Annotated in this window: 18 protein-coding genes; 11 read left to right on the top strand and 7 right to left on the bottom strand. The window is 75.0% G+C overall.

What is annotated here, in order from left to right; genetic code table 11:
- Positions 1 to 26 precede the first annotated feature (26 nt).
- The 7 genes from ACFXDE_RS00825 to ACFXDE_RS00795 all read left to right on the top strand — a co-directional run bounded on the left by ACFXDE_RS00825 (position 27) and on the right by ACFXDE_RS00795 (position 7,909).
- Entirely contained in the window at positions 27 to 1,055 is a 1,029-nt protein-coding gene (locus ACFXDE_RS00825; RefSeq protein ID WP_380489441.1) for a substrate-binding domain-containing protein, read from the top strand.
- Positions 1,052 to 2,143, top strand: coding sequence for an ABC transporter permease (locus tag ACFXDE_RS00820; RefSeq protein ID WP_380489439.1), 1,092 nt, complete (start codon positions 1,052 to 1,054; stop codon positions 2,141 to 2,143). Before ACFXDE_RS00825 ends, ACFXDE_RS00820 begins: the two co-directional genes overlap by 4 nt.
- On the top strand, positions 2,140 to 3,084 hold the full coding sequence (locus ACFXDE_RS00815) for an ATP-binding cassette domain-containing protein (RefSeq protein ID WP_380489438.1): 945 nt from the start codon (positions 2,140 to 2,142) through the stop codon (positions 3,082 to 3,084). The genes ACFXDE_RS00820 and ACFXDE_RS00815 overlap by 4 nt, the downstream gene beginning before the upstream one ends.
- The gene (locus tag ACFXDE_RS00810; protein ID WP_380437863.1) at positions 3,081 to 4,187 is read left to right on the top strand and encodes an ROK family glucokinase; all 1,107 of its coding nucleotides are present in this window, start codon (positions 3,081 to 3,083) and stop codon (positions 4,185 to 4,187) included. The genes ACFXDE_RS00815 and ACFXDE_RS00810 overlap by 4 nt, the downstream gene beginning before the upstream one ends.
- Before the next feature lie 256 nt (positions 4,188 to 4,443).
- Positions 4,444 to 6,231 carry a gamma-glutamyltransferase gene (gene ggt, locus ACFXDE_RS00805; RefSeq protein WP_380489435.1) on the top strand — a complete coding sequence of 596 codons (1,788 nt, stop codon included), beginning with the start codon at positions 4,444 to 4,446 and terminating at the stop codon, positions 6,229 to 6,231.
- Between the two features lie 115 nt (positions 6,232 to 6,346).
- Positions 6,347 to 7,150 carry an exodeoxyribonuclease III gene (locus tag ACFXDE_RS00800; RefSeq protein WP_380437869.1) on the top strand — a complete coding sequence of 268 codons (804 nt, stop codon included), beginning with the start codon at positions 6,347 to 6,349 and terminating at the stop codon, positions 7,148 to 7,150.
- A 153-nt stretch (positions 7,151 to 7,303) separates the two neighbouring features.
- Positions 7,304 to 7,909 carry a hypothetical protein gene (locus tag ACFXDE_RS00795; protein ID WP_380437871.1) on the top strand — a complete coding sequence of 202 codons (606 nt, stop codon included), beginning with the start codon at positions 7,304 to 7,306 and terminating at the stop codon, positions 7,907 to 7,909.
- Positions 7,910 to 8,035: 126 nt separating this feature from the next.
- Here ACFXDE_RS00795 and ACFXDE_RS00790 read toward each other — a convergent pair whose 3' ends face one another.
- Positions 8,036 to 8,728 (bottom strand): lysoplasmalogenase, encoded by a 693-nt coding sequence (locus ACFXDE_RS00790; RefSeq protein ID WP_380437873.1) that lies wholly within the window; start codon positions 8,726 to 8,728, stop codon positions 8,036 to 8,038.
- Positions 8,729 to 9,040: 312 nt separating this feature from the next.
- Here ACFXDE_RS00790 and ACFXDE_RS00785 point away from each other — a divergent pair, with 312 nt between their 5' ends.
- Positions 9,041 to 11,005 carry a DUF2398 family protein gene (locus tag ACFXDE_RS00785; protein ID WP_380489432.1) on the top strand — a complete coding sequence of 655 codons (1,965 nt, stop codon included), beginning with the start codon at positions 9,041 to 9,043 and terminating at the stop codon, positions 11,003 to 11,005.
- Between the two features lie 97 nt (positions 11,006 to 11,102).
- On the opposite strand, the gene ACFXDE_RS00780 is transcribed toward ACFXDE_RS00785, so the two are convergent.
- The 4 genes from ACFXDE_RS00780 to ACFXDE_RS00765 form a co-directional block, all read right to left on the bottom strand.
- The gene (locus tag ACFXDE_RS00780; RefSeq protein WP_380489430.1) at positions 11,103 to 11,285 is read right to left on the bottom strand and encodes a hypothetical protein; all 183 of its coding nucleotides are present in this window, start codon (positions 11,283 to 11,285) and stop codon (positions 11,103 to 11,105) included.
- A 121-nt stretch (positions 11,286 to 11,406) separates the two neighbouring features.
- Positions 11,407 to 13,065, bottom strand: a complete 1,659-nt coding sequence (locus ACFXDE_RS00775; protein WP_380489427.1) for a BCCT family transporter — start codon at positions 13,063 to 13,065, stop codon at positions 11,407 to 11,409.
- Positions 13,066 to 13,272: 207 nt separating this feature from the next.
- Positions 13,273 to 13,644, bottom strand: a complete 372-nt coding sequence (locus tag ACFXDE_RS00770) for a MerR family transcriptional regulator (protein WP_380437881.1) — start codon at positions 13,642 to 13,644, stop codon at positions 13,273 to 13,275.
- Positions 13,645 to 13,720: 76 nt separating this feature from the next.
- The gene (locus ACFXDE_RS00765; protein WP_380489423.1) at positions 13,721 to 14,512 is read right to left on the bottom strand and encodes an alpha/beta fold hydrolase; all 792 of its coding nucleotides are present in this window, start codon (positions 14,510 to 14,512) and stop codon (positions 13,721 to 13,723) included.
- A 139-nt stretch (positions 14,513 to 14,651) separates the two neighbouring features.
- Here ACFXDE_RS00765 and ACFXDE_RS00760 point away from each other — a divergent pair, with 139 nt between their 5' ends.
- On the top strand, positions 14,652 to 15,926 hold the full coding sequence (locus ACFXDE_RS00760; protein ID WP_380489421.1) for a sulfite oxidase: 1,275 nt from the start codon (positions 14,652 to 14,654) through the stop codon (positions 15,924 to 15,926).
- A gap of 13 nt (positions 15,927 to 15,939) precedes the next feature.
- On the opposite strand, the gene ACFXDE_RS00755 is transcribed toward ACFXDE_RS00760, so the two are convergent.
- Positions 15,940 to 16,647, bottom strand: coding sequence for a TetR/AcrR family transcriptional regulator (locus ACFXDE_RS00755; protein ID WP_380489418.1), 708 nt, complete (start codon positions 16,645 to 16,647; stop codon positions 15,940 to 15,942).
- 141 nt (positions 16,648 to 16,788) lie between these two features.
- A complete protein-coding gene (locus ACFXDE_RS00750; RefSeq protein WP_380489416.1) occupies positions 16,789 to 17,688 on the bottom strand; it encodes an acyl-CoA thioesterase in 900 nt (299 codons plus the stop codon).
- Between the two features lie 135 nt (positions 17,689 to 17,823).
- Between ACFXDE_RS00750 and ACFXDE_RS00745 the strand changes: the two genes are divergently transcribed.
- Together ACFXDE_RS00745 and ACFXDE_RS00740 are read left to right on the top strand one after the other, a co-directional pair.
- Positions 17,824 to 19,224, top strand: coding sequence for an SWIM zinc finger family protein (locus ACFXDE_RS00745; RefSeq protein WP_380489413.1), 1,401 nt, complete (start codon positions 17,824 to 17,826; stop codon positions 19,222 to 19,224).
- Positions 19,221 to 21,938: a DUF6493 family protein gene (locus ACFXDE_RS00740; RefSeq protein WP_380489411.1), complete on the top strand. Its 2,718-nt coding sequence runs from the start codon at positions 19,221 to 19,223 to the stop codon at positions 21,936 to 21,938. Before ACFXDE_RS00745 ends, ACFXDE_RS00740 begins: the two co-directional genes overlap by 4 nt.
- The last annotated feature ends 86 nt before the right edge of the window (positions 21,939 to 22,024 follow it).

The following is a 22,024-nucleotide window of genomic DNA, read 5'->3' as shown; positions in this document are numbered from 1 at the left end:
ACCGCGGTTACGGAGAGAATCGTGGGATGAGCACAACCCGCTTTCGCCCGTCCCGCCGGTTCCGGCCCGTCCTCGCCGTCCTCGCGGTCGCGGTCGCCGTGGCCGGCTGCAGCAGTACCGGAGGCAGACGCGCCGAGGAGGCCCGCGCCAAGGCCGCGGCCGCCGGCGGCGGCGCCGTCACCACCCCGCGCTGGAAGGTCGCCATGGTGACCCACGCCGGGCCCGGCGACGCCTTCTGGGACAGCGTGCGCAAGGGCGCCGAGCAGGCCGCCGCCAAGGACAACATCACCTTCCTGTACTCCAACGACGCGCAGACCCAGAACCAGGTCCAGCTCGTCCAGGCCGCCATCGACCAGAAGGTCGACGGCCTGCTCGTCACCCTCGCCAAGGGCGACGCCATGGCCGCCGTCCTCGCCAAGGCCAAGGCCGCCGGCATCCCCGTGATCACGATCAACTCCGGCCAGGAGTACTCCGCGAAGTTCGGCGCGCTCACCCACATCGGCCAGGACGAGACGACGGCCGGCCAGGCCGCCGGCGCCGAGCTCGCCTCCCGCGGCCGCAAGTCCGTCCTGTGCGTCATCCACGAGCAGGGCAACGTCGGCCAGGAGCAGCGCTGCTCCGGCGCCCAGTCCGGCTCCGCGCTGCCCGGCGCCTCCTTCCAGGTGCTCTACGTCGACGGCGTCAACATGCCCGACGCCCGGGCCGCGATCTCCGCCAAGCTCCAGGCCGACCCGGCCATCGACACCGTGCTCACCCTCTCCGGTCCGATGGCCGCCACCGGCCTCCAGGCCGTCCAGGACGCCCGCCGCCAGGTCGAGCTCGACACCTTCGACCTCGGCACCCAGGTCGTCGCCGGGCTGAAGTCCGGCAGCGTCGGCTTCGCCGTCGACCAGCAGCCCTACCTCCAGGGCTACGAGGGCGTCGACCTGCTGTGGCTGTACAAGTCCAACCTGGACATGCTCGGCGGCGGCAAGCCGGTCGCGACCGGCCCGCAGATCCTCACGAAGAACGACGCGGACGCGCTCGCCGAGTACGTCGCGAGGGGGACCCGTTGAGCAGCCCGTCCGGCCCTCCGCCCGGCCCTGCGTCCGGCCCTCCGTCGAGCTTCTCGCCGAGTGCGGCGGACTTCCTCGTCCAGGACCGTCCGGCGGCCCTGCGGCGCCTCCTGGCGCGCCCCGAGCTCGGGGCGCTGATCGCCGCCGGCGCCGTCTTCCTGGTCTTCGCGGCCGCCGCCGAACCCTTTCTGCGGGTCGCCTCGCTGGGCACCGTGCTCTACGCCGCGTCCACCATCGGGATCATGGCGGTGCCGGTCTCCCTGCTGATGATCGGCGGCGAGTTCGACCTGTCGGCCGGCGTGCTGGTCACCACCGCCGCGCTGACCTCGTCGATGGTCTCCTACCAGTTCACCGCCGTCACCTGGGTCGGCGTCGTCGTCTCGCTCGCCGCCGCGCTCGCGGTCGGCTGGTTCAACGGCTGGATGCTCGGGCGCACCAGGCTGCCCAGCTTCATCGTCACGCTCGGCACCTTCCTGATGCTGACCGGCGCCAACCTCGGCGTCACCAAGCTCGTCTCCGGCACCGTGTCGACCAAGCCGATCTCCGACATGCAGGGCTTCGCCTCCTGCCGCTGGCTGTTCGCCTCCGAGGTCACCGTCGGCGGGCTGACGGTCAAGGCCACCGTGTGGTGGTGGCTCGGCATGCTCGCCGTCGGCAGCTGGGTGCTGCTGCGCACCCGCTTCGGCAACTGGATCTTCGCCGTCGGCGGCGACGCGGCCGCGGCCCGCGCGGTCGGCGTGCCCGTCGCCCGGACGAAGACCGTGCTCTACCTCGGCGTCGGCTTCGGCGCCTGGGTGCTCGGCCAGCACCTGCTGTTCTCCTTCGACACCGTCCAGTCCGGCGAGGGCGTCGGCAACGAGCTGATCTACATCGTCGCGGCCGTCATCGGCGGCTGTCTGATCACCGGCGGCTACGGCTCGGTGGCCGGCTCCGCGCTCGGCGCGCTGATCTTCGGCATGGCCAGCAAGGGGATCGTGTACGCGCAGTGGAACCCGGACTGGTTCAAGTTCTTCCTGGGCGCGATGCTGTTGCTCGCCGCCCTGCTGAACGCGTTCGTCAAGCGCCGGGCCGAGCGGGGGCCGCGATGACTGCCGGGATTCCTTCCGAGGGCGAACTGCTCGCGCTCGACGGCGTGGGCAAGAGCTACGGCACCGTCCGGGCGCTGCAGGACGTCTCGCTGACCCTGCGGGCCGGCGAGATCAGCTGCGTGCTCGGCGACAACGGCGCGGGCAAGTCCACCCTGATCAAGATCATCGCGGGGCTGCACCGGCACGACGAGGGCGTCTACACCGTCGGCGGCGAGGAGGTCCGGTTCGACTCCCCGCGCCAGGCCCTCGACCGCGGCATCGCCACCGTCTACCAGGACCTGGCCGTCGTCCCCCTGATGCCCGTGTGGCGCAACTTCTTCCTCGGCTCCGAGCGCGGCCTGCGCCGCTGGGGCGGCCTGCGCCTCGACGCCGACGGCATGCGCGCCACCACCCGCGAGGCGCTCGCCCGGATGGGCATCGACCTGCACGACGTCGACCGGCCGATCGGCACCCTGTCCGGCGGCCAGCGCCAGTGCGTGGCCATCGCCCGCGCCGTCCACTTCGGCGCCAAGGTGCTCATCCTGGACGAGCCCACCGCCGCCCTGGGCGTCAAGCAGTCGGGCGTCGTGCTCAAGTACGTCACCGCGGCGCGCGACGCCGGGCTCGGGGTCGTCCTGATCACGCACAACCCGCACCACGCGTACCTGGTCGGCGACCACTTCACCCTGCTCAAGCGGGGCCGGATGGCCGGCAGCCACCCGCGCGACGCGATCGGGCTCGAACAGCTCACCACCGAGATGGCCGGGGGCTCCGACCTCGCCGAGCTCTCCCACGAGCTGGCGCGGCCGAACGCGGGCGGCGGCCCGCGCGGCGCGTCCGGCGCTGACGACACCCGTACCGACACCACCGGTTCCGACGCCTCCCGTTCCGAGACCACCCGTTCCGAGACCACCCGTTCCGACACCCGTTCCGAGACCCGTGAGGAGCGTCCGAAGCCGTGAACAGCCCCCAAGGCAGCACCCGGCCGGCCGTCCTGCCCACCCTGCTCGGCCTCGGCCCGCGCGCCGAACGCCGCCGCCGCGCCCTGCCCGCCGGGATACTGCGGCTGCCCACCATCGGCATCGACATCGGCGGCACCAAGGTCGTCGCGGGCGTCGTGGACGGCGAGGGCAAGGTGCTGGAGAAGCTGCGCACCGACACCCCGCACAAGAGCAAGAGCCCCAAGGTCGTCGAGGACGTGATCGTCGAACTGGTGCTGGAGCTCGCCGACCGGCACGACGTCCACGCCGTCGGCATCGGCGCGGCCGGCTGGGTGGACGCCGACCGCTCCAAGGTGCTCTTCGCCCCCCACCTCAACTGGCGCAACGAGCCGCTCCAGCAGGCGCTCAGCGAGCGGCTGCGGTTCCCGGTGATCGTCGAGAACGATGCCAACGCGGCGGCCTGGGCCGAGTGGCGCTTCGGTGCCGGGCGCGGCGAGGACCACATGGTGATGCTCACGCTGGGCACCGGCATCGGCGGGGCCGTCGTGCGCGACGGCTACGTCGACCGCGGCAAGTACGGGCTCGCGGGCGAGTTCGGGCACATGCAGGTGGTGCCCGGCGGCCACCGCTGCCCGTGCGGCAACCGGGGCTGCTGGGAGCAGTACTCCTCCGGCAACGCGCTGGTGCGCGACGCGAGGGAGCTGATCGCCGAGGAGTCGCCGGTGGTGCAGCCGCTGCTGGCCCTCGCGGGCGGGACCGTCGAGGGCATCACCGGCCCGCTGGTCACCGAGGCCGCGCAGGCCGGCGACCCGACGGCGACCGAGTTGCTCTACGAGGTCGGCACCTGGCTGGGCGTCGGCATCGCCAACCTGGCCGCGGCCCTCGACCCGGGCCGGTTCGTCATCGGCGGCGGCGTCTCCGAGGCGGGCGACCTCCTGCTCGGCCCCGCCCGGGACACCTTCCGGCGCACCCTCACCGGCCGGGGCTTCCGCCCCGAGGCCGTCATCGTCCACGCGGCCCTCGGCAACGAGGCGGGCCTGGTCGGCGCCGCCGACCTCGCCCGCCAGGTCGCCCGCCGCTTCCGCACGATCAAGCGCCGCCGGGTCGAGCGCAGCGCGCTGTAGGGCGGGGGGCGGCGAACAACTTTCAGCGAACAGATAACAGATGACAGATTTCGTTTTCTGTTATCTGTTCGCTGTTGGTTGTCGGCCGTCCTCCCCGACCGCAAACTCCCGAAGGGTCAGCCCTCGGCCTTCCAGTAGTCCCGGCCGTCGGAGGCCGGGGTCGGGGCCGGTCGCCGCACTTCGCCGCCGCCGTGTGGTTGTCGGGATCACACCTCCTGTGAAACAACGGAGTTGACGCCGACTCAGGAGGAATGGGATGAGGGCTCTGACCCGCCTCGCGCCACCGTTGTTGCTCGCGAGTGCTCTGGTGTGGTCCGCCGCCGGGCCGGCCGGGGCGGTGGCGCCGCCGGCCCACGTGCCGGAGGCGGTCGGGTGGGGCGGCGCCGTGTCCACGGTGTCCGCGGAGGCCACCGCCGCCGGGATCGAGGTGCTGCGCAAGGGCGGGAACGCGGTGGACGCGGCCGTCGCCGCCGCCGCGGCCCTCGGCGTCACCGAGCCGTACTCGTCGGGGATCGGCGGCGGCGGGTACTTCGTCTACTACGACCACGCCACCGGCCGCGTGCACACCATCGACGGCCGCGAGACCGCCGGCCGCACCGCCGACACCGGGCTCTTCCTGGAGGGCGGAAAGCCGCTCGCCTTCCCCGACGCCGTCACCAGCGGCCTGTCGGTCGGCGTCCCCGGCACCGCGGCCACCTGGGACGACGCGCTACGGCAGTGGGGCTCGCGCTCGCTCGCCGAGAACCTGCGGCCCGCCGAGCGGATCGCCGACGACGGCTTCGTCGTCAACGCCACCTTCCGCGGCATGACCGAGGACAACTACAGCCGCTTCAAGGACTTCCCGGCGACGGCCGGGCTGTTCCTGCCCGGCGGCAAGCTCCCCGAGGTCGGCTCCGTCCTGCGCAACCCCGATCTCGCCGCCACCTACCGGCAGTTGGGCAAGGACGGCACCAAGGCGTTCTACCAGGGCGACATCGGCCGGGACGTCGTCAACACCCTCCAGCACCCGCCGGTCGACCCCGCCTCCGGGCGCAACGCCCGACCCGGCAAGGTCGACGCCGCCGACCTCGCCTCCTACGCGGTCCGCCGCCAGGCCCCGACACACGTCGCCTACCGGGACTACGACGTCTACTCGATCGCCCCGTCCAGCTCCGGCGGCACCACCGTCGGCGAGGCCCTCGGCATCCTGGAGAACGGCGACGTCTCCGGCTACAGCGGCACGCAGTACTACCACCACTTCCTGGAGGCCTCCCGGATCGCCTTCGCCGACCGCAACCGCTGGCTCGGCGACCCGCGCTTCTCGGACGTGCCGACGAAGGAACTGCTCTCGCCCGACTACGCCGCCTCCCGGGCCTGCCTGATCAGCCCGGACAAGGCCCTGACCAGCCCGCTCGCCCCCGGTGACCCGTACGACCCGGCCGAGTGCGCGGACGGCGGCCAGGCCGCCCCCGAGCCGTACGAGGGCCAGAACACCACGCACCTCACGGTGGCCGACCGCTGGGGCAACGTCGTCGCGTACACCCTGTCCATCGAGCAGACCGGCGGCAGCGGCATCACCGTCCCCGGCCGCGGCTTCCTGCTCAACAACGAGCTGACCGACTTCGACTTCGCCCCGCTCGCGGCCGGCGTGCCCGACCCCAACCTGCCCGGGCCCGGCAAGCGGCCGCGCTCGTCGATGTCGCCGACCGTCGTGCTGCGCGACGGCGAGCCGCTGCTCGCCACCGGCAGCCCCGGCGGCGCGACCATCATCACCACCACGCTCCAGGTGCTCCTCGGCCGACTCGACCGCGGCCTGAGCCTGGAGCAGGCCATCGCCGCGCCGCGCGCCAGCCAGCGCAACACCGCCACCACCCAGGCCGAGCCGGGCTTCCTCGCGCTGCCCGAGCGGTCCGGGCTGGAGGCGCTCGGGCAGCGCTTCAGCCCGGTGGACGAGATCGGGGCCGCGACCGGCGTCGAGCGGCTGCCGGACGGCCGCTGGGTGGCCGCGGCCGAACCCGTGCGGCGCGGCGGCGGCGCGGCCGCCGTGGTCCGGCCCGCGGGCTGAGAAGCGGACCGGAGCCTGCCGGGATTGTCGGTAGCGGGCGGTATGTTCGGGGTGGGCGCTCCCAGCGGGCGCCCACCCCGTCCGCCGTCCGTACGACCCGGGAAGGCCGCCCGCCGTGACCGTCCGCATCGCCACCTGGAACATCAACTCCGTCACCGCGCGGCTGCCCAAGCTCCTGGAGTGGCTGGAGAGCGCCAAGCCCGACGTGCTCTGCCTCCAGGAGCTCAAGTGCGCGGCCGACGCCTTCCCCTACGAGGACGTCCGCGCGCTCGGCTACGAGACGGCCGCCCACGGCAACGGCCGGTGGAACGGCGTCGCGATCGTCTCCCGGCTCGGCCTCGACGACGTCGTGCGCGACCTGCCCGGCCAGCCCGGCTACCTCGCCGACGACGCCCTGCTGCCCGACGTCGAGCCCCGCGCCATCGCCGCCACCTGCGGCCCCGTCCGGGTCTGGTCCGTCTACGTGCCCAACGGCCGCGAGGTCGACCACGCCCACTACCGCTACAAGCTGGAGTGGCTGGAGGCCCTGCGCAAGGCCTCCGCCGACGACGCGGCCGGGCCGCGCCCCTTCGCCGTCCTCGGGGACTTCAACATCGCCCCCACCGACGACGACGTCTTCGACGTGGCCGCCTTCGAGGGCCTCACCCACGTCACCCCGGCCGAGCGGGCCGCGCTGGAGGCCCTCGGCGAGGTCGGCCTGCACGACGTCGTGCCCCGCCCGCTCAAGTACGACCACCCCTACACCTACTGGGACTACCGCCAGCTGGCGTTCCCGAAGAACCGGGGCATGCGCATCGACCTCACCTACGCCAACGAGCCCTTCGCCGACGCCGTCACCGACAGTTACGTCGACCGCGAGGCGCGCAAGGGCAAGGGCACCTCGGACCACGCCCCGGTGGTCGTCGACCTGGATCTCTGAGTCACGCACAGCTACCGCCCGTAACCCGAACGGTCCTGCGCGGTGGCCGGGCGCCGAAGGGGTGCCTACCGTCGGTGAGTGACTGGGTGCGGTTGTTCGACCACGTGGACATGGGAGTCCCCGGCCGCGCCCGAGAATCCCGGAGGTTCCGGCATGCGCCCCACGCGTACGGCCGCCGCCGCCCTGATCGGCGCGACGGTACTGACCGGTCTGACGGCCCCCCTCGCGATCGCCAGGGACGGTGCGGCCTCGGTCAGCCCGTCCCAGGCCGCACCGGGCCAGACCGTGACGGTCACGGTCTCTTGCGAGAAGTCGGACAAACCCGACGCGAAGACCATCACCGCCCACTCGGCGGCCTTCGAGGGCGGCCCGGCCACCCTCACCCTGGGCCCGGACGGCAAGCACAGCGGCTCCGCGCGCCTGGCCGGCCAGCACGGCGGGGACAGCAAGGTCGACGGCACCTGCCCCGACGGCGGTGCCTTCTCCACGTCCGTCACGGTCACCACCGTCACGGGCCCGGACCAGGGCACCGACAAAGGCCCCGACAAAGGCCTGGGCGACTGGGGCAAGGCGGCCGGGGAGTGGGCCGGTTCGCTCGGTCAGTCCGGTGCCGGGAGCCAGCAGGTCGCCCCGCACGGCTCCGTCCACACCGGCCTCGGCGGCTCGGTCGCGGGCGACCCGGCCGAGCTGGCGGGCGGCCTGGTGCTCGTCGCCGGCGGGGTCGGCGGCTTCTGGCTGCTGCGGAGGCGCGGTGCCTGATGGCCCTTCCGCGTGCCTCCCGCTCGCATCCGCCGCGCCGCCGGACTGTTCTCGGACCGGCGGCGCGGTGGTGTCCCGATGGTGTTGCCGCGGTGCCCCGCGACGCCAGGGCGCCTCGGGGCGGGCTCAGGCCTGCCGCTGCTCGGCCTTCAGGGCGCCGTCGGCCAGCAGGTACTGGGCGAGGATGTACGTCGCCATGATCCAGAACTGATGCCCCGGCAGCTCGCGCCACTTCGCCAGCTGGGTGGCGATCAGGGTGTCGGAGAGCAGGAACAGTGCCCCGCCCAGGCCGGTGCGCCAGCCCAGCCCCGCCGAGGTGACGGCGGTCGAGGCGAGCAGCAGGCTGTAGCCCGCCACCGGCACCTGGAGGTCCCCGAGGTCCGGCCAGAGCTGCCCGATCATGCCGGCCCACGCCCCCGCGTACGCGGCCGCCACCAGGAGGGCGCGCTTGCGGTCGGTGAGCGCCCCCTGGCGCACGAACATCGTCACGTAGCAGACGTGCGCCGCCGCGAAGGAGCCCATTCCGGCCAGGAACGCGGTGTCGTCCTTGAGCTGGAGCAGCACGTCCCCGCCCGCGCTCAGCAGCAGCGCCGGTGCCAGCAGCTTCGGCGCCTCCCGCTCCGCCGCCGTCGCCGCCGAGACGCTGTGCGCGGCCAGCAGGGGCATCAGGGCGGGCTTGGTGGCGTTGCGGAGCACGGAGGTGCCGGAGAGGATCGCGCCCAGGTGTGCCGCCGAGGTGGCCGCGAAGCCGCCCAGCAGGCCGGTGGTCGAGCGCAGGCGCCCGCCGAGGACGGCTCGGGTGGTCGTACTGATGCTCATGCGGCTGCTGACCTCCGGGAATGAGGGTGGGGGGAACGGGCCTCGCGCTCGAACCCTAGGCGACCGTCCGGCGCGGCGGTAGACCGGGTTACCGGTGCGTAACCCCATTCGGGGGCGGGGGATGACACCTCGGCGAGAGGTGCCTGGGGATCGTGACGGGGCTGTGGCCGGGGCGCGATGGGGCCGGGGTGGCGGTGCCCGCGGGCCGTCGGCGACGTAGCGGAGGGCGGGCGGCCACTTGGCCGGGATGTCCGCCCGGGGCCCGGTTGCTGCCGACGGGTGACCCGGCCACCGTCTAGTCTGGTCCCCGACATGGAGCAGCAGGAGTACGCGGCCTCCGCCACCCGGGTGGCGGACGGCAGGCCGGACGGGCGCACGGGCGGAACGGGGCGGGGGACCACCGACGCCGTCCTTGCCGTACCCGCCCCCGCCGCTGCGTCCGCGACCTCCTGTGCATCCGTCACGCCGTCCGTCACGGCGTCCGTCGCGCCGTCCGTCACGCCGTCCGTCCCCGTTCCCGGCAGTAGGTCTGACGGTGTGAAGGGGCAGTCCCCGGCGGAGCGGGAGCTGTCGCCGGATCCGGGGCTGCTGCGGCTCGCGCACTGGTTCGCCGCGGCCGGCCCCGGCATCGCCGACGACCTGTGCACCGCGTCCTTCGGCCTCTATCCGGCCCGTCACTTCGGTGTTCCGGCCGACGTGCCGGCCGACGCCGACATCAGCTGGTGGCACGGCCCCACCGCGCACGCCGCCGCCGTGCGCCGCGTCCGCGAGGCCCGCCCGGTGCGCGGCCTGCGCCGCGCCCGCCGGGACGCCGCCGCGCCGCCCGTCGTGCGCTCAGGCGCCAAGGCGGGCAAGCCCGGAAGGCACCGCAAGCCCGAGCGGACCCGGCCGCTGTCCGGCGCGCAGGATCGTTCCGCTCAGGAGCGGGAAACCGAGGGGCGCGCGGTCCAGGCGTGCGGAACGCAGGCGGGCGAAATGCAGCCGCGTGACGTCCAGCCCCGTGAAGCCCGGGACCGCGATGTCCAGGAGTGTGCCGCCCAGGGGTGTGCCGCTCAGGAGTGTGCTGCCCATGAGCCTGCTGCCCAGGAGCGTGAGGCCCGGGATCGCGGCCCCCAGGACCCGCCGCACCCCGACGCCGCCGCCGAACGCCGCATCGCCGCGCGGCTGCTGCTCGCCCACCCCCTCGTCACCGCCTCCGGCCCGCACGCCGACGGCTTCCCGCTGATCCGTCGTCACCGCGACTGGCTCACCGAGCGCTTCGACACCCTGCTCGGCTACCGCCTCGTCGTCGGCCCCTGGCACGCCCGCCTCTACAAGGCCGGCCTCGGCCCCGCCGCCGCCCGCCGCCTCCACGACCCCGGCACCGGCACCCCGTTCACCCCCGCCGGCTACGCCCAGCTCGCCCTCGCGCTCGCCCTGCTCGTCGACGCCCCCGAGCAACTCCCGTACCGGCGGCTGCTCGACGCCATGCGCGCCGCCGCGCCCGACCTGCCCGCCGCGCCCGCCGACCGCGCCATGGCCCTCGCCGCGCTCGCCGGCTGGCAGGTGCTCGACGGGCTCCCGGACGACCCGGCCGCCGCCGACCGCTCCTGCGTGCTCACCGTCGACCGCGAACTCGCCCGCGCCGTCCCCGCCGGGCCGCCCGCCCTCGCCGACGGCGCCGCCGACCTCATCCGCCGCGCCGCCGACGCCGAACCCGCCACCGCCGTGCGCCGCCTGCTCGCCGAGACCCCCGCCGTCCTCGCCGCCGACCTCCCCGGCGAACAGCGTGAATGGCTGCGCGACCACCGACTCAGCGGGCCCGCCGCACTCGGCGAATTCCTTGGCCTGGAAGCCGAGTTGAGGGCCGAAGGGGTGGCCCTCCTGGACCCGGCCGACGAACTGACCGACCTCGCCCTGCCCGGTGCCGGCACCCTGCCGCAGGCGGCCCTGCTGCTCGTCGAGCGCCTCGTCGAGGAGGTCCGCCCGCTGCCCGGCGACCCGACCGACGGCGACGTGCCGATCCCCGACGCGCTGATAGACGGCGTCCTCGGCGACATCGCCGACGAGTACGGCCTCCCGGCCGGCTGGCGCCGCGACTACCTCGCCGACCGCACCGCGCTGCGCCGCGACGCCCTCGACCTCCTGCACCGCCTGGGCCTGATCACCCCCGCCCCGCGTGCGACCCGGCCCCCGGCATGGCTCCTGCGCCCCCCGGCCGCCCGCTACGCCCCCGCGCTGGACCTCCGCCCCTCCCCGGGCACGGGCCGCCACTCCCGCCGCGACGAGGGCGAGTAGGCGCTCCCGAGGCCCTCCCGGGCTGTCCGGCCCGGACATGCGAAAGCACCGCGCCCCTGGGGGACGGCGGTGCTGGTGGGTCCGGTGGGGCGGTCGGTTACTTGCCGGCGGTGGCGGTCGTCGTCACGGTGTCGTGCCGGACGGTCTCCACGGTCGCGCCGACGCCGAAGGTGCCGAGGACGATGGAGGCGAGGACGGCGGCGCAGGCGAGCAGGCGGCGGTGGCGCTGGGGGAGCGGGAAGCGCGGTTCCTGGTAGGTCGCCGGAGGGAAGGCGTTCATGTCACGGAGGGTGGCAGGACGGAATGAACGGTCGGTACGCACGGGTTAAGTCCGGACGGGGGTTGGACGTCGGTTGGGGCGGATACGCCCCAACCTGGCTCGGGCGGGGCGTCGTGGCTGGTCAGACGGGTGGTGTGCGGTCGCGGCGGCCCGCGTCGGCGAGGGCCTCGCCGACCGCGACGCGGACCGCGTCCCGCAGTCCGTGCGCCGGGTGGAACCGGGACGGCCCGGCGGCCGGGTCCTCCCGCAGCTCCTTCACGAGGGACACGCAGAGCAGCAGCATCACGACGACGAACGGCAGTGCGACGAGGATCGTCGCGTTCTGCAGGGCGGTGAGCCCGCCCGCGAGCAGCAGCGCGGCGGCGACCCCGCCCATGAGCACGCCCCACACCACGACGAGCCACGTGCGCGGGTGCAGCGAGCCCCGGCTGGACAGCGAGCCGAGGACGAGCGAGGCGGAGTCGGCGCTGGTGATGAAGAAGGTCATCACGAGCACCACCGCGACGACGCTGGTCACCGACCCGAGCGGCAGCGAGCGCAGCATCTCGAACAGCGAGGCCTCGGCGCCCTGCGGGATCGTGGCGACGAGGTCGGCGGTGCGGGTGGTGACCAGCCGGATCGCGGTGCCGCCCATCACGCAGAACCAGACGACGGTGGCCCCGCTGGGCACCAGCAGCACGCCGAGCAGGAACTGGCGGATGGTCCGGCCGCGCGAGATGCGGGCGATGAAGGTGCCGACGAACGGCGCCCAGGACAGCCACCAGGCCCAGTAGAAGATCGTCCAGGAGCCGAGCCAGCTCTCGTCGGTGAAGGCGCCGGTCTGGGTGGACATCGCGAGCAGGTCGGACAGGTACCCGCCGACGGTGGACGGGACGGCGTCCAGGACGAACACCGAGGGCCCGAACACGAACACGAAGAGCATGATCAGCGAGGCGAGCACGACGTTCGCGGTGGAGAGCCACTTGACGCCCTTGTGGACGCCGGAGAACGCGGACAGCACGAAGGCGGCGGTCAGCGAGCCGATGATGACCATCTGGGCGTTCTGGGTGTTGCGGACGGACGAGATGTAGCCGAGCCCGTCGGCCACCTGGAGGGCGCCGAGGCCGAGGCTGGTCGCCGAGCCGAAGACGGTGGCGAACACGGCGAGCAGGTCGATCGCCCGCCCCGGCCAGCCGTCCGCGCCGCGCTGCCCGATCAGCGGGACGAAGGCCGAGGAGATCCGGTTGCCCCGGCCCTTGCGGAAGGTGGTGTAGGCGAGCGCGAGGCCGCCGACGGCGTAGATCGCCCACGGGTGCAGGGTCCAGTGGAACAGCGAGAACTCCATGGCCTGCTGGGCCGCGGCGGCGCTCTGCGGTTCGAGGCCGGAGCCGGGCTGCGGGGCGGCGAACAGCTGCAGCGGCTCGCCGACACCGTAGAACATGAGGCCGATGCCCATGCCGGCGCTGAACATCATCGCGACCCACGCGAGGGTGGAGAACTCGGGCTCGTCGTCGTCGCGGCCGAGCCGGATGCGGCCGAAGCGGCTGAAGGCCAGCAGGACGGTGAGGGCGAGGAACACGTCGGCGGCGACGACGAACAGCCAGCCGAAGTTGTGCAGGACCCAGCCGAGCGCCGTCTTCGAGGTCCGGCCGAGGGAGTCCTCGGCGAAGATGCCCCAGGCGACCACCGCCAGGACCAGGACGGCGCCGACCCCGAACACCACCCGGTCGACGGGGAGGGTCGCGGCGGGTTCGTCCGGACCCTTGGGTCGGGGCTCGGACTGCGGCGGCTGGGTGCTCATCGGGCGTACCTCTCGTACCTCGCGGGGCGGACCGGGGCGGCGGCGATATGACGGGGATTCGGCTGCATATCGCACTATGTCCAGTTCGCACCGCGAGGGCGGGGAGGGCGCGCCGGGGAGGCGGCGGGAGGGGACTTACGTCCCGTCACGGCCGCTCGCCGGTGACGGTCAGGCTCCGTACTCGTGCGTCGGCGGGGCGCGCGGTGGTCAGGCCGCGTACTCGTGTGCTGGGGCGTGCGCGGTGGTCAGGTAGCGGGCGAGCGCCTGGCGGCTTCGGGTCAGCTCGTCGATGCGCGAGTCGATGTCGGCGAGTTCGCCGCGCAGTGTGGCGAGCAGGTCCGGGCAGGCCTCCAGGGCCGGGATCGGGCCGGTGGCGCAGGGGAGGATCTCGGCGATGACGCGGGTGGACAGGCCGGCCGCGAGCAGGCTGCGGATCTGCCGGACCCGGACGGTGTCGGCCTCGGCGTACTCGCGGTAGCCGGCGGCCGAGCGGGCCGGTTCGAGCAGACCCTGCTCCTCGTAGTAGCGGAGCAGGCGGGTGGACACCCCGGTCAGGCGGGAGACTTCTCCGATGCGCATGACCGGGCGAACGTCCCGTCGGCGGGCGGTGTTCCCCGCCGTCGCCCGCTGCTCCCCGAGGGCTCGGCGGCAGGCCTCAGGCGGCCGTGGCGTCCAGTTCCTTGAGGAAGTCGAGCACCACGGACCGCAGTTCGGGCAGCCGCTCGACCACGGGGAGGTGGCCGGAGGGGATTTCGGCGAGGCGGGCGCCGGGGATGCCGTCGGCCAGGACTCGGTGCTGGCCGGGCGGCACGAGTTGGTCCTCGGTGGTGCTGACGACGAGGGTCGGCACGGCTATCGCGGCGAGCTCGGCGCGCACGTCGGCCCGGCCCGCCAGCCGGAACTGCTGCCGGAAGCCCGCCGGGACGGGCGTGTCGAGCGACTCCCGCAGGAACGCGAGGTCGTCGGGGGAGAGCGCGTCGATCCACGTCCCGCCGAGCACGACGGTGAGCATCAGGCGGGTCAGGTCGGCCGGGCGGTCGGCGAGGTCGATGGCGAGGTCGGCCAGCAGTCGCAGCCGCGCCGAGCCGCCGGCCACGCCCGCGAGGAGCAGCAGCGAGCGGACCCGCCCGGGGTGGCGGGTGGCGGCCCGGACGGCGACGGCGGCGCCGAGCGAGTAGCCGGCCAGGTCGAAGGTGTCGAGGCCCTCCTCGTCGGCGGTCGCCACGAGCCGGTCGGCGAGGTCGTCGAGGGTGGGCTCGCCGGGCTCGTAGGGGGTGTCGCCGGAGCCGGGGTAGTCGGGGGCGACGACGGTGCGGTGGGCGGCGAGGCCGGCCAGCAGCGGGCCCCAGTTGTCCCGGGCGCTGCCGCCGGCGCCGTGGGCGAGCAGCAGGCCGGGGCCGGTGCCGCGGACGATCCGGGCGAGCGGGGGGAAGGGGGTGGACGCCATCGTGGGTGCTCCTGTCCGTGGGTGCGGGGCGCGGCTCGTCCGTACCGTAGGTGTTCACACCGGTGAGAAGGTCAAGCCCCCCCCGGCCGTCTTACGGGGGGCCGGTGCGCGGCCGTACCATCCGGAGCGTGACGGAACGGTGGCGCACAGTGCCTTCCGTCCGGAGGGAAGGAGTCCGCCCATGGCCGATGACGTCCATGCGCCCGCCCACGCACCAGCCGAGGTGTCCGTTCGGGAATCCGTTCGTGAGTCTGTCCCTGAGTCCGTCCACGTGCCCGGGATCGTCAAGCCGCTGCCCGCGGCGTGGTTCGTGGCGCACGACACCAACGCCGAGATGCGCTGGGACGCGCTGCGCGGCGCGGACGGCGGCGCGGCGATCGGCCGGCACGTCCCGGTGGAACGGTTCTTCGTCCGCAACCACACCCGCACCCCGCTGATCGACCCCGGCACGTGGCGGCTGCGGCTGTTCGGCACCGGTCTGCGCGGCTCCCCGTCCGTCGACCGGCCGGTCGAGTTCTCCCTCGACGACCTCCGGGCCCTGCCCCGCACCCGGATCAGCGCCCTGATCGAGTGCGCCGGGAACGGCCGCAGCTACTACGCGAGCCGCCAGCACCAGCGCGTCCCGGGCACGCCCTGGGCGCTCGGCGGTGTCGGCTCCGCGAGCTGGTACGGCGTCCGGCTCGCCGACGTGCTCCGCGAGGCCGGGCTGGGCCCCGGCGCGGTCGACCTGCTGCCGGCTGGCCTCGACCCGCACTACGTCCGCGACGGCGTCGACCACGGCCCGGTGCGCCGCCCGCTGCCGCTCGCCAAGGCGCTGGACGACGTGCTGCTCGCCTACGGGATGAACGGCGAGCCGCTGACGCCCGACCACGGCGCGCCGGCCCGACTGGTGGTGCCGGGCTGGGTGGGCATCGCCTCGATCAAGTGGCTCGGCTCGATCGAGGTCGCCGACCGGCCGCTGTCCTCGCCCTGGAACACCGACTTCTACCGGATGTTCGGCCCCGGCCACCCGCCCGGCGGCGGCGCCCCGTTGAGCCGGCAGGTGCCGAAGTGCGCCTTCGAGCTCGCCGAGGGCGCCGTGCTGGCGGCCGGGCGCACCCACCGGCTGCACGGCCGCTCGTGGTCCGGCGGGGCCGCGGTGCTCCGGGTGGAGGTGAGCGACGACGGCGGCCGGACGTGGCGGCGGGCCGAGCTGCACGACGAGCCGCGCGCCCGCGACTGGACGCGCTGGAGCATCGGCTGGCGCCCCGCGGGGCCCGGCCGCCACGAGCTGCTCGCCCGGGCGACGGACCGCCGGGGCGGCACGCAGCCGCGGTCGGCGGAGTTCAACCGGGAGGGCTACCTGTTCGGTGCGGTGGTGGCTCACCCGGTGACGGTGGTCGCGGGACCGGCACCCGGCGGGGGCCCGGTCTAGGCAGGGGCCCGGTCTAGGCGGTGGTCGGGACCGGCGCGGTCTGGACCGCGGTGGCCGGTACGGCAGTGGTCTGGACCGCGGTCTGGACCTCGTAGGGCGCCGGGTAGGGCGTCTCGTACGGGGTCAGGACCAGCCGCACCACGTCCTCCAGGCGCCGCCTGGCGTCCCCGAGCGTCGTGCGGCCGGTCACCCACGCGGTCAGCTCGCCCTGCCAGGCGTGGCCCACGATGTGCCGCACGAGGTCGCTCGCGGCGCCCGGCACCTCGCCCATCAGCGCCTGGAGCGCGGCGCTGTCGGCCCGGGCCATGCCCTGCAGCGCCTCGCTGGCGAAGGGGTCGGTGGACGCGGCGACGGCCACCCGCAGCCGCGCCAGCTCGGGCTGCCGCTGGTAGGCGCGCATCCCGCCGCGGACGAACCGCACCGCCCGGTCCGTGGCCCCCAGCCCGGCGCGTGGCCCGCGCAGCTCGGCCACCAGATCGGCCAGCAGCAGGCGGTGCCACTCGGCGATCGCCGCCGCCAGGAGGTGGTCCTTGGAGGAGAAGTAGCGGTACGCCGTCCCCAGGGCGACTCCGGACCGCTCGCAGACCTGCTTCATCTGCAGCCGCTCGACGCCGATCTCGTTCACCAGGGCGAGCGCCGCCGCGATCAGGCTTTCGCGGCGTTCGAGCTGACGCGGAGACATCGCCTCCACCGGCCGTGGTGACAGGTCAACCTTGGTCACCCGCACCATGATACGGGCCGGGGCCGCTCAGGAGTATGACGCCGACCGGCCCCCTTCCGTTCGCCGGGCGGTCACCGCCGTGCCGGGGAGGCCCGGGACGGCGCTGAGCAGGGCGGCGCCGGCCGCCGGGCCCGGCCCGGCTCAGCGCCGTTCCCGGATCAGCGCCTCCTGCACGGCCGAGGCGACGAGCCGCCCGTCCCGGTCGTAGAACTCGCCGAGCGACAGCCCCCGGCCGTCCGAGGAGGACGGGCTGCGCTGGGCGAACAGCAGCCACTCGTCGGCCCGGAACGGGCGGTGGAACCACATCGCGTGGTCCAGCGAGGCCATCAGCAGCCGGGGCGGCTCGATGCGCCGGAAGAAGTTCGGCTGCACGTGCAGTCCGGCGGTGGACGCGAGGGTGAGGTCGGACAGGTAGGTGAGCGCGCACGTGTGCAGGAGCGGGTCGCCGTCCGGCAGCGGGGAGCCGGTGCGCAGCCAGACGAACTGCTGCGGCATCCCCGGGACGGCCTCCGGCAGGCCGGGCGCGTCGTCCGGGACGAAGCGCAGTTCGAGCTCGCGGAAGCCCTCGGTGCGGGCGAGGGCCTCGCGGGCGGCCGGCTCCCAGAGCGAGAACGCGTCCGGCAGGCCGTCGGGGCCGGGCACCGGGGGCATCGGGCGGTGGCGCTCGGCGGCCGGCTCGGGGCGCTTGAAGGACGCGGAGAGCGTGAAGATCGCGTTCCCGTTCTGCACCGCTGTGACGCGGCGGGTGGTGTAGGACATGCCGTCGCGGACCCGGTCGACCTCGTAGTCGATCGGCTCGGTCGGGTCGCCGGGCAGCAGGAAGTAGCTGTGCAGCGAGTGCACGGCGCGTTCGTCGTCGCAGGTGCGCCCGGCGGCGGTCAGCGCCTGCGCGGCGACCTGTCCGCCGAACGCGCGCATCGGCGCCCCGGCGTGGCAGCGGCCCCGGAACGTGTTCTCGTCCAGCCGCTCGATCTCCAGCAGCGAGGCGAAGGAGCCGGCCGGGGCGTCGGCTCGTCTCGCCTGTTCGGTCAGGTCGGTCACGGGCCCATAGTGGCAGATGCCAACCGGTGGCGGTGTGACGTGGGTAACCATCGAGGGGGCGAAAGAGATGTAGAACCTGTTTCAGTCGCGCTCGCGGGTGAGGAATTGTCAGTGCCCTCACCTAGCGTGCTCGGCATGACGCAATCCGCACACGCGTACGCCTATCTGCGCCCCTCCGCCGTCCTCGATCCGGACGCCGCGGGGGCCGGCCGGCGACTCGACCTGGCCACCTCGGGCGGGGCCACGCCGCTCGGCGCGGCGGCCAACCCGCGGTTCTTCACGGGCTTCCTCGCCGACCCGGCGCCGGCCGCCGCCGCGCTGCTCGCCGTCGCGGACGTCTCCGCCGCCCGCTACTACCAGCCGCAGCTGCGCGCCTCGCTCGACCCGGTGGTCACCGCCAACGGGGACCGGCTGCGCTTCGAGTCCTTCTCCGGCTGCTGCGGCGTCTACGCCCGGCTCGACGTGCTGGAGGCCGGACTCGACGGCGACGACATCGGCCACGGCACCACCAACGTGGACGTCAACAACCCGCTGCGCGAGGCCCTGACCCGGATCGGCCCGGCCGATCCGCTGCACCTCGCGGTCGGGCCGGACGCGCTGGAGGTCACCACCTTCGACGGGCCGGTGATGGAGAAGAAGGTGCCGCTGCCCGAGCGCTGGCTGCGCGGCTTCGCCGAGACGCAGGTCACCGCTGCCGGCTTCGACCTGCGGGCCGAACTGCCCGCCGCCGAGGCGGTCCGCTTCCTGCGCTCGCTGCCGCGCGGCGGGGGTGGCGAGCGCGGCGGGCGCGGCGGCGTCGGGTGGGTCGTGCCGGCCGGGCGCACCCTGCGGCCGACCACCCGTCCGGTTCCCGGCGCGGTCTGCCTGCCCGGCCCCGAGCGGCTGGTCGCGCTCCAGCGGGTGCTGCGGCACGCGCTCGCGCTTCGGGTGTACGGGCCGGTGGCCGGTGCGGCCCTGGCCGGCCCGGCGGCCTCCGCGTGGGAGGTCGTGCTGCCGGGCATGCGGCTGACGCTGACGCTCTCCCCGGACGCCTCGCGCGGGTTCTCCGGCGAGGGCGGCGTGCTCGGGGCCCTGGCCACCGGCACCGTCGAGCGGGACGCCGAGCTCGTCTCCGTCCTGCTCGCGTGGGAGCCGCGGATCGAGGTCGCCGACCTGGCCGAGCAGTCCGGGCTCACCACGGAGCGGGTGCGGGCCGCGCTCACCAGGCTGGGCACCGCCGGGCAGATCGGCTACGACACCGCCGAGGCCGCCTACTTCCACCGGCAGCTCCCGTACGACGCCGGGCGGGCCGAGGCGGCGAACCCGCGGCTGCGGGCCGCCCGGGCGCTCGTCGCGGCGGGCGCGGTGCGGCTGGAAGAGGGCGGTGCGACGGCCGTCGTCACGGTGGACGACCATGTCCAGCGGGTGCGGACGGACGAAGCGGGCCGGGTGAGTTGCACCTGCCTGTGGTGGGCCAAGTACCGCGGCGGGCGCGGGCCGTGCAAGCACGCGCTCGCGGTGGGGATCGTACGGGACGGCAAGGAGGCCGGGGCGTGAACGCGGCGGCATCGGCGGACGCGGTCGTGGCGATGGCGGACGGGGTCGGCGAGCTGCTCGCGGCCGTCCGGAGCGGTGCGGTGCGGGCGGTGCCCGGTCTGCTCGCCGCGCTGGACCCGGCGCAGCGGCGGGCCTGCGTGCCCGGGCTGAAGGAGCAGCGCCGGGAGATCCGCGGCGAGTGGTCGAACCTCGCGAACGCGCGGGCCGCCGCCCTGCTGGTCGCCGGGGCCGGCTGCCACGCGGGCCCGGCCGGGGCGGCCACCTGGATCGGCGGGCGGGACTTCGGCGGGCGCAGCGGCACGCTGCCCCGGGAGCTGGCCGTGGTCGTCGCGGCGCAGCCGGTGGAGTGGCAGGTCGAGGTGGCCGCGCGGCTGGCCGAGCGGGCGGCGCCGGGCTGGGGCTGGTCGCTCCACCCGGTGGTCGAGGCCGTGGTGCGGCGCACCGGGTGCGCGGTGCCGCAGAGCGAGCCGTTCGTGCGGCAGTGGGTGGACGGCAAGGTCATCGGCGCCACCGGCCCGCGCCCGACGCTCGCGGACGCGCTGCGCGCCGATGCCTTCACCCCTGTGCTGATACCGAGGGTCTTCGAACTCGACGACCTCGGCGGGCTGTTGTCCTGGCGGCTCAGCCCCCGGCCCGGGGACGTCTTCGCCGAGGCGGTGGCGGAGCTCGCGACGTCCGGAACGCTGGAGCGCGGCGAGGTGCTCGACCGCTGCCTGGCCCGGTTGCTGCGCGGCGGGAGGCTCGCCGACCAGCGCGTCTTCCTGGACGTGTTGCGCGCCCTCGCGCCCACGCGTGAGGAGTGCGCCGTCCGCGCAAGGGATCTGGTCGCGATGCTGGACGGCCTGGCGGTCATCGCCGGGTACGCGCAGGAGGAGCTGGCCGGGCTGGACGAGGCCGGGCTGGTCGAGCCCGAACTGCTGGGCGAGGCCTCGGCGGTGGTGCTGTTCCGGGCCGAGAAGAAGCTGGTGCGCGCGCAGTTGGGGTGGCTGGACAAGGCGGCCCGGCGCTCGCCGGAGCGGGCGGGCGCGGTGGTGCTCGCCGCGGCCGGGGCGTTCGGGCACCCGGACGCGGGCGTCCAGGAGCGGGCGTTGAACGTGGTGGCCCGTCACCTCAAGGCGTCCGGGAGCGCGGTGCTGCCCGAACTCCTGTTCGCCGCAGAGGGGTTGAACCCCGTCCACCATTCGCGGGCGGGCGAGCTGTTCGGCGCGCCGGTCGGCGGGGACGACCCGGACACCGGGTGGAACGAGCTGCTGCCGCCCGTTCCCGAGCCGCTGCCGCTCGGGGCGCCGATCGCCTCGGCGGCGGAGGTCGCGGAGGAGCTGTCCGCGCTGCTCGCGTCCTCGGCGCCGGAGGTCGCGGTGTTCGAGCGCGTCCTGGACGGGCTCGTGCGGCACGCCTGCGAGGACCGGGCCGCGCTCGTCGAGGCGCTGGGGCCGGTCCTTCGGGTGCACGAGTGGAACGACGTCGGGCGTTGGCAGGACTGCGGCCCCGGGGGCGTCCTCTACGTCGCGACGGCGGCGGCCGGCCGGACGCCGCCGCACCGGCTCCGGGACTTCCTCGGCGGCAAGGGCCGCTCCCCGCTGCGCGGCGACCACACGACGCTGTACGGCCGGGTGCTCGCCGCCCGGCTGGAGGAGGCGGCGTGGCAGGTGACGGCGAACCGCCCGCCGTACCTGCTGGCCACACCCACCGACGCGACCGGCGCGCTGGACGCGGCGGTGCTGGTCGAGCGGCTGGCCGGGTACGCGGCGGCGGGCGTCACGCCGGGCCAGGCGGACCTGTGCTCGGCGCTGCTGCGGGTCGGGCCGGCCGACGCCGGCGTGCTCCGCGCGGCGGAGGCGGTGCCCACGCCCGCCGGGCGGTGGGTGGCTCAGTGGCTGCGCGACGGCGGCCTGCCCGGCCAGGCGTCGGAGCGGGTGGTCTTCGCGCCCGGCCGGGGCGCGAAGAGTTCGCACCTCTACGGCGAGCGCTGGTGGGAGGACCTGCACCGGGTCGCCGTCGCCCAGCCGGGCCTCGGCGCCGGGCCCGAGGGGCCGGCGGGCGAACGGCTCGCCGGCGACTTCCTGGCGCTGCTGGACGGCACCGAGCCGAGCGTGGCGTGGGTCCGGGCGCAGCGGCACTGGCTGTGGACGCCGACGGCGCACTGGGCGGCGATGCTGCCGTGGCACCGCGAGGAGCTGGCGGCCCGCTGGCTCGACTGGTTCGCCTCGGCGGCCGACTTCGACGAGCGCGGGGCGGGGCCGCTGCTGCCCGTGCTCGCCGAGGCCGGCGGGCGGGCGGGGCTGGCGCTGCACCTGGTCCTCGGGTACGGGCTCGGTGCCCGGCACGCCGAGGACCGGACGGCGGCCGTCGACGCGCTGCTCGTGCTGGCCGCCCGCGGCGACCTCGACGGCGCGCTCCTCGGGCGGGAGCTGGGCGCACTGGTCGAGTGCGGTGTGGTGAAGCCCACCCGGCTCGCCTCGGCGCTGGGCCTCGCTGCAGGGACGGGGGCGTACGCGACGGTGTGGTCGGTGCTCGGCGCCGCGCTGCCGGTTCTGCTGGCCGCGGACCAGAGCGTGCGCGGCCTCGGGGACCTCGTCGCGCTGGCCGCCGACTGCGCCCGCCGGACGGGGACGCGCGGTGCGATCGCCGAGGTGACGGGCACGGCGGCGAACGGCGGCTCTGGCCGGGTGGTGAAGGAGGCCCGGGCGCTGCGAGACGTCCTGGGGGAGTAGGGCGTAGGGGGCGGGCGGACGCCGGGGGGAGCGGCGACGGGCGACGGGTAACAGATGACAGAAGACAGCTGACAGAAGACAGATAA

Origin of the sequence: Kitasatospora sp. NPDC059408, assembly GCF_042751525.1 — a bacterium.
Taxonomy (GTDB): domain Bacteria; phylum Actinomycetota; class Actinomycetes; order Streptomycetales; family Streptomycetaceae; genus Kitasatospora.
Note: the sequence above shows the minus strand (reverse complement) of the source record. Positions and strands in the feature narration are given on the sequence as shown.

Excerpts from the sequence above, each read along its gene's own strand:
- ACFXDE_RS00825 (WP_380489441.1), top strand. The coding sequence starts at position 27 with ATGAGCACAACCCGCTTTCGCCCGTCCCGCCGGTTCCGGCCCGTCCTC.
- ACFXDE_RS00770 (WP_380437881.1), bottom strand. The coding sequence starts at position 13,644 with ATGCGCATCGGAGAAGTCTCCCGCCTGACCGGGGTGTCCACCCGCCTG.
- ACFXDE_RS00775 (WP_380489427.1), bottom strand. The coding sequence starts at position 13,065 with ATGAGCACCCAGCCGCCGCAGTCCGAGCCCCGACCCAAGGGTCCGGAC.
- ACFXDE_RS00815 (WP_380489438.1), top strand. The coding sequence starts at position 2,140 with ATGACTGCCGGGATTCCTTCCGAGGGCGAACTGCTCGCGCTCGACGGC.
- ACFXDE_RS00795 (WP_380437871.1), top strand. The coding sequence starts at position 7,304 with ATGCGCCCCACGCGTACGGCCGCCGCCGCCCTGATCGGCGCGACGGTA.
- ACFXDE_RS00785 (WP_380489432.1), top strand. The coding sequence starts at position 9,041 with ATGGAGCAGCAGGAGTACGCGGCCTCCGCCACCCGGGTGGCGGACGGC.
- ACFXDE_RS00780 (WP_380489430.1), bottom strand. The coding sequence starts at position 11,285 with ATGAACGCCTTCCCTCCGGCGACCTACCAGGAACCGCGCTTCCCGCTC.
- ACFXDE_RS00745 (WP_380489413.1), top strand. The coding sequence starts at position 17,824 with ATGACGCAATCCGCACACGCGTACGCCTATCTGCGCCCCTCCGCCGTC.
- ACFXDE_RS00790 (WP_380437873.1), bottom strand. The coding sequence starts at position 8,728 with ATGAGCATCAGTACGACCACCCGAGCCGTCCTCGGCGGGCGCCTGCGC.
- ACFXDE_RS00765 (WP_380489423.1), bottom strand. The coding sequence starts at position 14,512 with ATGGCGTCCACCCCCTTCCCCCCGCTCGCCCGGATCGTCCGCGGCACC.
- ggt (WP_380489435.1), top strand. The coding sequence starts at position 4,444 with ATGAGGGCTCTGACCCGCCTCGCGCCACCGTTGTTGCTCGCGAGTGCT.